This is a genomic window from Curvibacter sp. PAE-UM, assembly GCF_001432305.1.
Taxonomy (GTDB): domain Bacteria; phylum Pseudomonadota; class Gammaproteobacteria; order Burkholderiales; family Burkholderiaceae_C; genus Hylemonella.
The window spans coordinates 1,535,140-1,547,159 of record NZ_KQ483358.1 but is presented as its reverse complement, the minus strand read 5'-3'; the positions used below and the strand labels follow the sequence as shown (position 1 = coordinate 1,547,159).

13 protein-coding genes are annotated in these 12,020 nt (G+C 67.8%); 11 read left to right on the top strand and 2 right to left on the bottom strand.

Annotated elements, in window-relative coordinates; translation table 11 throughout:
* Positions 1-220 precede the first annotated feature (220 nt).
* The 7 genes from AO057_RS07555 (at position 221) to AO057_RS07525 (ending at position 5,144) form a co-directional block, all read left to right on the top strand.
* The gene (locus AO057_RS07555; protein ID WP_156404496.1) at positions 221-598 is read left to right on the top strand and encodes a hypothetical protein; all 378 of its coding nucleotides are present in this window, start codon (positions 221-223) and stop codon (positions 596-598) included.
* A gap of 88 nt (positions 599-686) precedes the next feature.
* Positions 687-980: a hypothetical protein gene (locus AO057_RS07550; protein WP_057675048.1), complete on the top strand. Its 294-nt coding sequence runs from the start codon at positions 687-689 to the stop codon at positions 978-980.
* Positions 977-2,395: a TolC family protein gene (locus AO057_RS07545; protein WP_057675047.1), complete on the top strand. Its 1,419-nt coding sequence runs from the start codon at positions 977-979 to the stop codon at positions 2,393-2,395. Before AO057_RS07550 ends, AO057_RS07545 begins: the two co-directional genes overlap by 4 nt.
* A gap of 2 nt (positions 2,396-2,397) precedes the next feature.
* On the top strand, positions 2,398-3,780 hold the full coding sequence (locus AO057_RS07540; protein WP_057675046.1) for a multicopper oxidase family protein: 1,383 nt from the start codon (positions 2,398-2,400) through the stop codon (positions 3,778-3,780).
* A 7-nt stretch (positions 3,781-3,787) separates the two neighbouring features.
* On the top strand, positions 3,788-4,273 hold the full coding sequence (locus AO057_RS07535) for a cupredoxin domain-containing protein (RefSeq protein ID WP_057675045.1): 486 nt from the start codon (positions 3,788-3,790) through the stop codon (positions 4,271-4,273).
* A gap of 12 nt (positions 4,274-4,285) precedes the next feature.
* Entirely contained in the window at positions 4,286-4,759 is a 474-nt protein-coding gene (locus AO057_RS07530; protein ID WP_057675044.1) for a DUF411 domain-containing protein, read from the top strand.
* 28 nt (positions 4,760-4,787) lie between these two features.
* Positions 4,788-5,144 (top strand): copper-binding protein, encoded by a 357-nt coding sequence (locus tag AO057_RS07525; protein WP_082605452.1) that lies wholly within the window; start codon positions 4,788-4,790, stop codon positions 5,142-5,144.
* 16 nt (positions 5,145-5,160) lie between these two features.
* On the opposite strand, the gene AO057_RS07520 is transcribed toward AO057_RS07525, so the two are convergent.
* A complete protein-coding gene (locus AO057_RS07520) occupies positions 5,161-6,249 on the bottom strand; it encodes a PA0069 family radical SAM protein (protein WP_057675043.1) in 1,089 nt (362 codons plus the stop codon).
* 145 nt (positions 6,250-6,394) lie between these two features.
* Between AO057_RS07520 and AO057_RS07515 the strand changes: the two genes are divergently transcribed.
* From AO057_RS07515 to AO057_RS07500, 4 genes are all read left to right on the top strand, one after another.
* On the top strand, positions 6,395-6,772 hold the full coding sequence (locus tag AO057_RS07515; RefSeq protein WP_057675042.1) for a diacylglycerol kinase family protein: 378 nt from the start codon (positions 6,395-6,397) through the stop codon (positions 6,770-6,772).
* 132 nt (positions 6,773-6,904) lie between these two features.
* Positions 6,905-7,342, top strand: coding sequence for a septal ring lytic transglycosylase RlpA family protein (locus tag AO057_RS07510; protein ID WP_082605451.1), 438 nt, complete (start codon positions 6,905-6,907; stop codon positions 7,340-7,342).
* A gap of 32 nt (positions 7,343-7,374) precedes the next feature.
* A complete protein-coding gene (locus AO057_RS07505) occupies positions 7,375-8,379 on the top strand; it encodes a P1 family peptidase (protein ID WP_057675041.1) in 1,005 nt (334 codons plus the stop codon).
* 13 nt (positions 8,380-8,392) lie between these two features.
* A complete protein-coding gene (locus tag AO057_RS07500) occupies positions 8,393-9,703 on the top strand; it encodes a TAXI family TRAP transporter solute-binding subunit (RefSeq protein WP_057675040.1) in 1,311 nt (436 codons plus the stop codon).
* Positions 9,704-9,858: 155 nt separating this feature from the next.
* Here the strand turns inward: AO057_RS07500 and AO057_RS07495 are convergent, their stop codons facing one another.
* Positions 9,859-12,012: a DUF1631 family protein gene (locus AO057_RS07495; RefSeq protein WP_057675039.1), complete on the bottom strand. Its 2,154-nt coding sequence runs from the start codon at positions 12,010-12,012 to the stop codon at positions 9,859-9,861.
* Positions 12,013-12,020: the final 8 nt, after the last annotated feature.

Sequence of the window (12,020 nt, the reverse complement as noted above, 5' to 3'; positions counted from 1 at the left end):
GCTGGCAGACCACTCCCTGATCGCACTCACATGCACGGTGAAACCGCGTCGACTCAATGAAGACAGCGTAAGGCCCATTCACCGGGGCGTCAATGAACTAATCCACACCCAGGCTGGCTTGAACATGAATACTTGATGCAAATCAAGGTTCAATTTGTGGTCTTGGCGGGCCGCTGGCAGGAACTTTCCAGCCCCAGGCCGTATCATCCGGACCATGCGCATGCTGCTGCTCGCCCTCATGATCGCCCTGCTGCCCCTGCGTGGCTGGGTGGGTGATGTCATGGCGATGGAGAAGGTTTCGGGAGCGCTGAGCAGCGTGCATGCCGCTGAATCCATGCACCAAGGCCAGCATGAAGCGCAGCCTTGTCACGAACATGCGGGTGACGCCCACGCCGCCCCGACTGGCGTAGACGACAGCAGCCATGCCGGTGGCGACTGCGCCAGTTGCACGGTCTGCCAGATCTGCCACTCGGTGGCATTGACCAGTCTTCTCCCCTTGGTCACGGCAGCCGCACTGCCCACGGTCGCACCGCACACACATGCGGTCCTGCACGCCAGCGCCGAACGCGCGCCCGGTTTCAAGCCGCCTATTTCCTGACCCTGACACCCTAGGTGCGTCCGCAGCAGGCTGCAAGCCGGTGGCTGTGTGCGCGTGACCTGTTTTTCAGGCTGTGCAGGAGACTTTCATGAAACATTTTTTTGCGCTGCTGGCGCTGTCCGCTCCCTTGCTGGGTGCGGCGCAGACCGTGCCGCAGCAGGCGGCTGCGGCTGCCAGGCCGCAGGCCAGCGCATCCCCCCTGCGCTACCAGCCCATGGCGCCCGTGGGTGCCAGCGCGCTGGTCCAGGAGGTGCAGGACTGGAAGGCCGCCAATGCGGCGGTCGGCCAGTACCCGCGCGGTCACAGGGACATCGTCAAGTGGGAAAAGGCACAGCCACCGGCCCCTGCCGCAGCCAAGCCGCCACCGGAGGCACCGCGATGAAACGCCGCCCCTTGCACCACAGCAGCCTGGCCCTGGCCGCCTTGCTGCTGTCCGGCTGCGCCACGCTGGCGCCCGAAAAGAACCTGGCCGATGTGCAGCAACTCACCGAGGGCCGCACGGCCGGTGTGGCGGTGGAGCTGCAACGCCCCGGCAAGGACCACGAAGCCGTGGTCGCCGAACTGCTCAGGCAGCCGCTCAGCGCCGAAAACGCCGTGCGCATCGCGCTGCTGGGCAGCCCGGCCGTGCAGCAGGCGCTGGTCACGCTGGACCTCAGCGACGCGCTGCGCGTACAGGCCGGCCGGCTGCCCAACCCGCATTTCTCCATCGCCGAGCTGGCCGAAGGCGACAAGCGCGAGATCGAACGCGCCCTGCGCTTCGATCTGGTGGGCCTGCTCTTCCTGCCCTGGAAGAGCGAGTGGCAGAGCCGCCAGCACGAACTGGCCAAGCTGCAGGCGGCCCAGGACATCGCCCGCCTGGCCACCGAGGTACGCAAGGCCTGGATCAACGCCGTGGCGGCCGAGCAGAGCCTGCGTTATCTGCGCGACGTCCAGGACGCTGCCGAAGCCGGCGCCGAGCTGGCCCGGCGCATGACCCGCGTGGGCAACTTCAGCAAACTGCAACAGGCGCGCGAGCAGGTGTTGGTGGCCGACGCTGCGGCCCAGGTGGCGCGCGCGCAGCAGCGCGCCCACGGCGAGCGCGAGAAGCTCACACGCCTGCTGGGGCTGTGGGGGGTGCAGGCTCAGTTCACCCTCAGCCCCCGCCTGCCCGACATGCCCGCCAGGCCCCCCGCGCAGAACGACGTGGAAGCCCGTGCGTTGCGCGAGCGCCTGGACGTGCGCCTGGCCGTCACCGAGACCGGCTGGGTCGCCGACTCCCTGGGCCTGGTGAAGGCCACGGGGTACCTGGACGGCATGACGCTGGCCTACAAGCACAGCAGCACCGTGGACGGCGCCGGCGAGCGCGAACAGAAGCATGGCTGGGAGCTGGAGCTGCCGCTGCCGATCTTCGACGGGGGCAGCGCACGCAACGCCCGGGCCGAGGCGCTCTACCTGCAGTCGGCTGTGCGCGTGCGCAACGTGGCCGTGCTGGCGCGCAGCGAGGCCCGCGAAGCCTACTTCGGCTGGCGTACGGCATACGACCTGGCACGTCATTACCGCGAGGAAGTGGTGCCACTGCGGCGTTTCATCGGTGATGAAATGCTGCTGCGCTACAACGGCATGCTCTCCAGCGTCTGGGACCTGCTGGGCGAGATCCGCCAGCAAAGCCTGAGCGTGAACCAGGCGCTGGAAGCCCAGCGCGACTTCTGGCTGGCCGACGCCGACCTGCAACTCACCCTGACCGCCACCTCGCCTGGGGCGCTCACCCAGCTGCGTGGAAGCACCAGCGCTGCGGCCCCGGCCGCAGGAGGACATTGAAAATGAACCGACGCAATTTTTTCAGCGGCGCCGCCCTCACCGCCGTGGCCGCGGCCTCGGTCAGCAAGGTAGCCATGGCCGCGCTGCCCGAACCGGTGCTGATGGACAAAGCCGACACCGCGCCGCCGCTGGTCCCGCAGACTGGCCGCCCCTACAACCCGGTGGTCACGCTCAACGGCTGGACCCTGCCCTGGCGCATGAACCAGGGCGTCAAGGAATTCCACCTGGTGGCCGAGCCCGTGGTGCGCGAGATCGCGCCGGGCATGAAGGCACACCTGTGGGGCTACAACGGCCAGAGCCCGGGGCCGACCATCGAGGTGGTGGAGGGCGACCGCGTGCGCATCTTCGTCACCAACCGGCTGCCCGAGCACACCACCATCCACTGGCATGGCCAGCGCCTGCCCAATGGCATGGACGGCGTGGGCGGGCTGAACCAGCCGCAGATCCCGGTGGGCAAGACCTTTGTCTACGAGTTCGTGGCACGGCGGCCCGGCACCTTCATGTACCACCCGCATGCCGACGAGATGACGCAGATGGCCATGGGCATGATGGGCTTCTGGGTCACGCACCCGAAGGCGAAGCATCCGCTCATCAGCGAGGTGCAACGCGACTTCTGCTTCCTGCTCAATGCCTTTGACATCGAACCCGGCAGCGCCACGCCGAAGATCAACACCATGCTGGACTTCAACCTCTGGACCTGGAACAGCCGCGCCTTCCCTGGCATCGACACGCTCAACGTGCGCCTGGGCGACAAGGTGCGCATCCGCGTGGGCAACCTGACCATGACCAACCACCCCATCCACCTGCACGGCCACGAGTTCGTGGTGACGGGCAGCGATGGCGGCCCCTGGCCGCTGGCGGCGCGCGCACCGGAGGTGACCACCGATGTGGCCGTGGGCCAGATGCGGCAGGTGGAGTTCGTCGCCGACGAGGAAGGCGACTGGGCCTTCCACTGCCACAAGAGCCACCACACCATGAACCCCATGGGCCACGCCGTGCCCACCATGATCGGCGTGGACCATCGCGGCCTGGTGCAGAAGATGCAGAAGCTGGTGCCCGATTACATGGTCATGGGCGAACGCGGCATGGCCGACATGGGCGAGATGGAAATGCCCCTGCCCGAGAACACCCTGCCCATGATGACGGGCACCGGCCCCTATGGACCGGTGGAGATGGGCGGTATGTTCTCGATGCTGAAGGTACGCCGCACCCAGAAAGCCGGCGACTACAGCGATCCGGGCTGGTTCCAGCAGCCCGCCGGCACACAGGCCTACGAGTGGACCGGCGAATCGCCCGCGGCACCCCGCGCTGACGCACCGGACAGCGGCCAGCCAGCGGTCGAGCTCAAGGCCGTCAAACCGAATTCACACGATGCACATCACTGAGGACACCATGAAACAAGCAGCATTCATCATCAGCGCGGCCCTGCTGGCCGTCAGCCCGGCCTGGGCCCATGGCGAGAAGCCCCACGCGACCCCGCAAGCCGTGATCAAGGAGCAGAAGGACTGGGGCATCGCGGGCGACGCGAAGGACGTCAAGCGCACCATCACGCTGCGCATGACCGACGACATGCGTTTCACACCCGACCGCATCGAGGTGAAGCAGGGCGAGACCGTGCGCCTGCGCCTGCGTAATGACGGAAAAATCATGCACGAGCTGGTGCTCGGTACACCCAAGGAGCTCGCCGCCCACGCCGAGCAGATGCTCAAGCATCCGGCCATGGAACACGATGAGCCGTATATGGCGCACGTGCCGCCCGCCCAGCGCGGCGAGATCATCTGGACCTTCAACCGCGCCGGCCAGTTCGATTTCGCCTGCCTGATCGCCGGCCACTTCCAGGCCGGCATGAAGGGCAGCATCACCGTCCGACCACGCTGAAAGGAGCATGTCATGAATCGACGCAAGCTTTTGCACACCTCGGTCGCCCTCGCGGCCGGAGCGCTGGCCGGCCTGGGGCTGGCCGCCCAGCCCCCGCGCCCCATGGTCGAGGTCTGGAAAACCGCCAGCTGCGGCTGCTGCAAGGACTGGATCAAGCACCTGCAGGCCAGCGGCTTCGAAGTGAAGACGCATGACGTCAGCAACGACCGCAAGAACGAGATCCGCCAGCGCCTGGGCCTGGCCGAGAAGTTCGGCTCCTGCCACACCGCCCTGGTGAACGGTTATGTGATCGAAGGCCATGTGCCGGCGCGCGAGATCCAGCGTCTGCTGAAAGACAAGCCCATCGCCGTGGGCCTGGCCGTGCCCGGCATGCCCGTGGGTTCGCCTGGCATGGACGGCCCCGAGTATGGCGGCCTGAAGGATGCTTACGACGTGCTGCTGGTGCAGCGCGGCGGCACGGCCCGTGTTTTCCAGACTTATCGATAATTCATGTCAACCCAACCTTGAGCACACCATGAAAAAAACCACTGCCCTGCTCGCCACCCTGCTGACGCTGGCTGGCTCCGCCCTGGCCCACAACCATGGCGCCAGCCATGACAGCCATGCCGCCCCGGTCCAGGTCGCCCAGGCGGCTGCGGCCGCACGGCCCCAGGTCGAAGCCGTCGTGCGCACGGTGGACAAGTCGGCGAAGAAGATCACCCTCAGGCACGGCGAGATCCCCAACCTCGACATGGGACCGATGACCATGGTGTTCCAGGTCCAGGACCCCGCCTTGCTGGACAAGGTCAAGGCCGGCGACACCGTGCGCTTCACCGCCGACCAGATCAAGGGCGCCTACACGGTGCTGACCATCGAGCCGGTGCAGAAGTAAGGCGTAAGGCAGGCGCCTAGAACAGGCTGCCCTGCCCGCGCGCCAGCCCCGGGCGGAACAAGGAGAGGTCGAGTTCCACGCGCCCGCGGTTCAGGCCGTGGCGGGCGCAGGCCTTGTGGAAACGCTGGCGTATCAGGTCGGCCCACAGGCCGCTGCCTTTCATGCGCGTGGCGTAGTTGCTGTCGTAGTCCTTGCCGCCGCGCATCTCCTGGATGCGCGCCATCACGCGCGCCGCGCGCTGCGGGTAGTGAAGGCTGAGCCACTGCTGGAACACCTCGTTGAGTTCCCAGGGCAGGCGCAGCACGGTGTAGAAGGCGCTTTGGGCGCCCGCCGCTGCAGCCGCCTCCAGCACCTGCTCCATGTCTTCGTTGATGAAGGGGATCTGCGGCGCCACGCTCACACCCACCGGCACGCCGGCCTCGGCCAGGGCGCGAATGGTGCGCAGGCGGCGCTGCGGCGAGGCGGCGCGCGGCTCCAGCTGGCGTGCGAGTTCGCCGTCCAGCGTGGTGATGGTCACGTACACCGCCGCCAGATGCTCTTGCGCCATGGGCGCGATCAGGTCCAGATCACGCTCCACGCCGCTGGACTTGGTGACCAGCGAGAAGGGGTGGCGCGTGTCGCGCAGCACCTCGATGAGCGAGCGCGTGATCTTCAACTCGCGCTCCACCGGCTGGTAGGCATCGGTGACCGAACCGATGACGATCATGCTGGGCTGGTAGGCCCTGGCCGAAAGTTCCTGCCGCAACAGTTCGGCCAGACCGCGCTTGGCGATGATCACGCGCTCGAAATCCAGCCCCGGCGACAGGCCCAGGTAACTGTGCGTGGGCCGGGCGTAACAGTAGCTGCAGCCATGCTCGCAACCGCGGTAGGGGTTGATGGACTGGTCGAAGGCGATGTCGGGCGAGTCGTTGCTGACCAGCGCGCTGCGCGCATCCTCCCAGCGGACTTCCGTCTGCAGTTTCGGCGCCTCCCCCGACAAGGCCTCGTCCCAGGTCGACCAGCCATCGTCAAACGCTGCGCGGGCATCCGTCTCGAAGCGATGCGCGTTGCGCGTGGCCGCACCCCGCCCCTTGAGGGTCTGCAGGGGGATCTTGAAGTCACCCATGGTCCGGCCTGCCCTGCGGCCCGCGCCCGCGCGGGTAAGTCCCGAGCGGGCCCGTCCACCGGCTCGTTAGAGTGACGGACCGTAGCGTCAGAACATGCCCTGAAACATAACTGTACATAAATACAGTATAGAACGATCCCACCCCATGCACCAGCCCTTCAGCTTCACCGCGCGCCTGCACAGCTTTCGTTATGCGCTGGCCGGCCTGCGCACCCTGCTGCTGACCCAGCACAACGCGTGGCTCCATGCCGCTGCCACGGTGCTGGTGACCGGCGCCGGCCTGTACTTCGGGCTGAGCCTGGCCGAATGGTGCTGGCTGGTGCTGGCCATGACGCTGGTCTGGATGGCCGAGGCCCTCAACACCGCGCTGGAGTTCCTGGCCGATGCCGTCACGCAGGAATTCCACCCCCTGATCCTGCAGGCCAAGGACGTGGCCGCGGCCGCCGTGCTGATCGCCGCCATCGGGGCCCTGGTCATCGGGCTGCTGGTCTTCGGCCCCCATCTCTGGCCACGGTTCGCCTGAGCCGGTATCGGGCCCGCGCCACAGAGCAACGCCGTCTGTCGCGTCCATGCGGCAATCCGTCGCGCCGGGGGCCTGCGCAGGGCCACCCAGGTGCATGGCTCGGTATAGTGAATCGCGACCACGGAGCACCCCATGTCCCAGACCCTTGCCACCGTCCCCCCCTCACCGCCGCTGCGCCTGCTGGCCGGCTGGCTCTGCGCCGTCGTCCTGCTGGCTCTGGCCGGCTGCAGCAGCACGCCCAAGTCCGGCAGCGGGGGTGGCGCATCCGCAGCCAGCGGCCACAGCGAAACGGGCCAGGCTTCCTATTACGGCAATGAGTTCCACGGCCGCAAGACGGCCAACGGCGAGCGCTTTGACCAGGCCAAGCTGACGGCGGCGCACCGCACCCTGCCCTTCGGCACGCGGCTCAAGGTCACCAACACGCAGAACGGCAAGAGCGTGCAGGTGCGCGTGAACGACCGTGGGCCTTTCGTGAAGGGCCGCATCATTGATCTCTCCAGTTCGGCCTTCAAGACCATCGCCAGCATCAACGCCGGCGTGGCGCCGGTGCGCATCCAGGTCGTCGATTAGACCCACGTGTCTGTGCTGCGCATAATTGGCGCATGACTTCACTACACCTGCCCTACCCGGGCGCCATCACCGACGTGGCCGGCATCGAAGTCGGTCATGACTCCGATCCACGTCGTCCCACCGGCTGCAGCGTCGTGATCGCACGCGATGGTGCCATCGGTGGCGTCGACGTGCGTGGTGCGGCTCCCGGCACACGCGAAACCGATCTGCTGCACCCCGGCAACCTGGTGCCCCATGTCCACGCCGTGCTGCTGGCCGGCGGCAGCGCCTGGGGCCTGGACGCAGCCGGCGGCGTGATGCGCTGGCTGGAAGAGAACGACATCGGCCTGGACACCGGCCACGGCCTGGTGCCCATCGTGCCGGCGGCCGTGGTGTTCGACCTGGGCGTGGGCGACGGACGCATCCGCCCCGACGCCTCATCCGGCCACCGCGCTTGCGTGGCCGCCAGCCGCAGCACGCCGGCCCAGGGCAATGTGGGCGCAGGCAGCGGGGCGCTGGTGGGCAAGCTGCTGGGCATGGCGCGCGCCATGAAAGGCGGCGTGGGCACGGCCTCGGTCCGTGCCAGCGGTTTCACCGTGGGCGCGCTGGTGGTCTGCAATGCCGTGGGCGACGTGCTGGACCCGGCCACCGGACAGGTGATCGCCGGCGCCCGCACGGTCGATGGCCACGCCCTGCAGAACACCCGTGACGCACTGCTGGACGGGCACATGCCGCAGCACCTGCTGGCCGGCAACAACACCACCATCGGCGTGATCGCCACCGATGCCGTACTGAGCAAGACCCAGGCCCAGCGCCTGGCCCAGGTGGCCCACGACGGGCTGGCCCGCAGCATCAACCCCGTGCACACCATGCTCGACGGCGACACCTTGTTCGCCCTGGGCACCGGCACCAGCGGCAAGGAGGCCGACATGTTGCTGCTGGCCACGCTGGCCGCCGAAGCGACGGCACGCGCCGTGGTCAATGCGGTGCACGCAGCGCAGGGCCTGACGGTTAGCGAGCAGCACTGGCCCAGCGCGGCCGAACTTGCAGCGAGCTGAAGCATACATACGCATGCCGGCTGTCCTGCGCCACACCCTGCTCTCGCTGCGCGACCTCTGGGCCTCGGCCGCGCCCTTTGTGCTGCTGGCCCTGCTGCTGCTGACGCTGGCCTACTGGTGGCTGGACCCGATGCCGCCGCGGCGCATCACGCTGGCCACCGGGCCGGCCCAAAGTGCCTATGACGAGCTGGGCAAGCGTTATGCCCAGTCGCTGGCGGGCTACGGCATCCAGGTGACGCTGCGGCCCAGCCAGGGCGCGGCGGACAACCTGGCCCTGCTGCGCGCGGGCGAGGTGGACATCGGCTTCGTGCAGGGGGGCACGGCCACGCCGACGGAAGACGATGAACTCGAATCGCTGGGCAGCCTGTTCGTCGAACCGGTCTGGCTGTTCTACCGCGCCGACGCCGCGCGCAAGGTGAACCGCCAGGGCAAGCTGACCGCGCTGGGCGAGCTCAAGGGCCTGCGCCTGAACGTCGGTGCCGAGGGCAGTGGCGTACCACGCCTGATGGACCGGCTGTTCGAGGCCAACCGCATAGCCCCCGCCAGCATGCGGCTCTCGCGCCTGGACCAGACCCCGGCGGTGATGGCGCTGCTGGCCGGCGAGATCGACGCGCTGGTGCTGGCCTCGGCGCCCGAATCCCTGATGGTGCAGATGCTGCTGCAGACCCCGGACGTGCGGCTGATGGACTTCAGCCAGAGTGAGGCCTATGCGCGCCGCTTTCCCTTTCTCACACCGGTCACGCTGCCACGCGGCGTGGTGGACCTGGCGCGGGACATTCCGGCCCAGGATGTGCACCTGATCGCCACCACCACCACCCTGCTGGCCAGGCCCGACGTGCACCCGGCGCTGCTGCAGCTGTTCTCGCAGGCCGCACTCAAGCTGCACGGACCGGCCGGCTGGTTCAACCGGGCCCGCGAATTTCCGAACGCCGGGCAGACCGAGTTCCCACTGGCCCAGGAAGCCGAGCGCGCGCTCAAGAACGGCGTACCACTGCTGCAGCGTTACCTGTCCTTCACGCTGGCCAATCTGCTGGAACGCATGTGGCTGGCGCTGGGCATCATCATCGCGATCCTGCTGCCGCTGAGCCGCATCGTGCCGCCGCTGTACGAATTCCGCATCCGCTCCCGCGTGTTCCGCTGGTACGGGCAGCTGCGCCAGATCGAGGAACGCATGCAGTCCGGCAACGGCAGCCGCGAGGAACTGCTTCAGGCGCTGAACCAGCTCGAAGGGCGCGCGGCCAGGGTGAAGGTGCCACTGTCGTATACCGACGAGCTCTACGCGCTGCGCAACTACATCGAGATGGTACGCAAGCGGCTAAGCTGAACATCGCCACTCAGAACTTGCGAAGAAATCGTAGCGAGCGACCCTAGCGCAAGGCGGACGGAGCGCAGGAACCGGAACGTACTCAATGTACGTGAGGATTCCGAGCACCGCCCAACGCCGCGATCGGGTCGCGCAGTAGATTTATTCGTAAGTTCTCAGGCCGGCGGATCGGCCTGGATATCCATGTAGACGCTGTTGCGCATGGCCAGTTCGGCCACGGCATCGAAGGCGCGCTCGACCACGGGCCCCTGCGTCACCAGGCGCAGATGCTCCCGAACGACCAGGCGGTCGAACATGCGCCGTGTCATGGAGTGGTTGGAACCACCCGCGCTGGAAAAAAGACACAGGCTCGCGTTGTCGCTCAGCCAGGCCAGTTGCAGGCGCATCCAATGCCCGCTGACCAGCAATTCGACCCAGCTCCCCGGCTGCAGCTGGTCCAGTGAGAGCGCCGGCACCGCCGTTGCCGGCCCCTCGTCGGGGAGCACCTGGCCGTCGTCGTTTTCCCCTTCCACCAGGCCCATGGGCTCGGTCGCCGGGAATTCGGCCGGGAACTCTGCCGGCACCGTGGAGGCAAAGTCGGGAGTTTCTTCCGCCCCCAGGTCGTCCATGAAGCCGGAATCGCGCGCTTCCTCGGGCGCCAGCCAGGTCCTGGCCACGGGTGGGGCGGCCGGCTTCAGACTGCGTGCGGCGGACCCGCTGTCCAGGCCGCCCTGGTGCAGGGCGAACAGCTGATCGAGAAAATTCTGCAGCTGCTCGGGTGGGTAGTGGATGCTCTCCAGCCCCTGGCGCAGGCCCTTCACCAGTTGCGGAATGATCTTGACCAGTTGCCCCGGCTGCTGGCGCGCCTGGTCAGGGCGCACGCTCCAGAACAGGTCTTCGAGCAGGGCCACGTAGTCGGGCGCGCCCGGCTGCTCGACCTTGCCGTCGATCTGGGCCTGCGCCATGACCTGGGCCCAGGGACCACAGGCGAAGTCCACCATGAGGTCGGGCACCAGCACGGTGCCCGGTTGCTTGCGGATGTGCTCGGCAATCTGGCGCGCCAGCTGGTTGCGCTTCTCGGCCTGTTGCAGGGCCTGCACGGCCGCCTGCTGCTGCGCCAGGCGGCGCTTGTCGGCCTGTGACCAGCGCTGACGCAGGCGCACGAGCACGCGCTCGAAGGTCTCGGGCGCACCACCGGCTGCCGGGGTCAGGTGCGCCAGCGCCTGTCGCATCTCCGACAGGAATTCGGCGAAACCCTCGGCCTCGGCCCGGTCGTACGCAAAGCTGTGCTGAGCCAGTTCCTCAAGCAGCTGGCGTGCCGGATGCTGCTTGTCGCTGAAGAAATGCAGGTCGCTGCGGGCCAGTTGCAGCAGGGCCGGCTTGAGCCCGGCAATGAGCTCGCGCACCGGCGGCAGGATGCGCTCATCGCCGGTGATGCTGGCGAGTATGAGCTTGACCACTTCCTGCACCAGCTGGTCGGCGTCCGGCGTCGCACCCGAGACGAGGCCGTGCAGCTGCTGCACGGTCAGCTGGCCGGCATAGACCTGCTGCGCGAGTCCGCCCTGCGGCGGCGGCACAGGTGCCGGCCCGTTCGCCATGGCGGTCTGGATGGGCGAGACCTGGCCAGGCTCATGCCCCACGACGGGCGCGCCGGAGAAGGCCCCACGCTGGATGGCATAACGCACCGGCTGGACTTTCTGCATCTTCAGATAGGCCAGCAGCTCCTGATAGACCGGGCGCAGGCTCTTGCCCAGCAGAGGCACCATGATCTGACGGCACTGGGTCTGCGCCGCGCTGTCGCCCTGCATCTCGCTGATCAGGCCCTGCAGGGCCTCGACGTAGATCTCGGGCCGGAAGGGATTGCGTTCCGGGCGCACCTGGTCGAAGCCCAGGATGGAACTGACCAGGGTGTTGAGCTCGGTCAGCTCCTGCTCGGCGTCCTGCAGCGCCTGCTGCAGGCCACGTGCCGCACTGATGCGCACCTGCACGTCCTGCTCGTCCATGAGTTCCAGCTGCTCGAACTTGATGCTGGACGGGCCCGCGTCCAGGGTGGTGGTCACGGGGTTGTCGCCCAGTTCACGCTCGAAGGCGCGTTGCAGGGTCTCGGGGAAACGCGCGCGCATCTCCGGCGCGGACTGCACCAGGACCGAGACCACGCGGGAGCGGGCATCGCGCGCCAGCAGGTCGCGCGTCTGGTCGATCTGCTGTTGCAGGGTCTCGCGTGTCTGGCGCAACACGCCGTCCATGATGTCCAGGCCCCGGCGCGACGCCTCGTGTATCAGACCATCGAGCTGGGCACTGCGGGCGACCGGTTGTGGGCGTGTGCTCATGTGTGCGG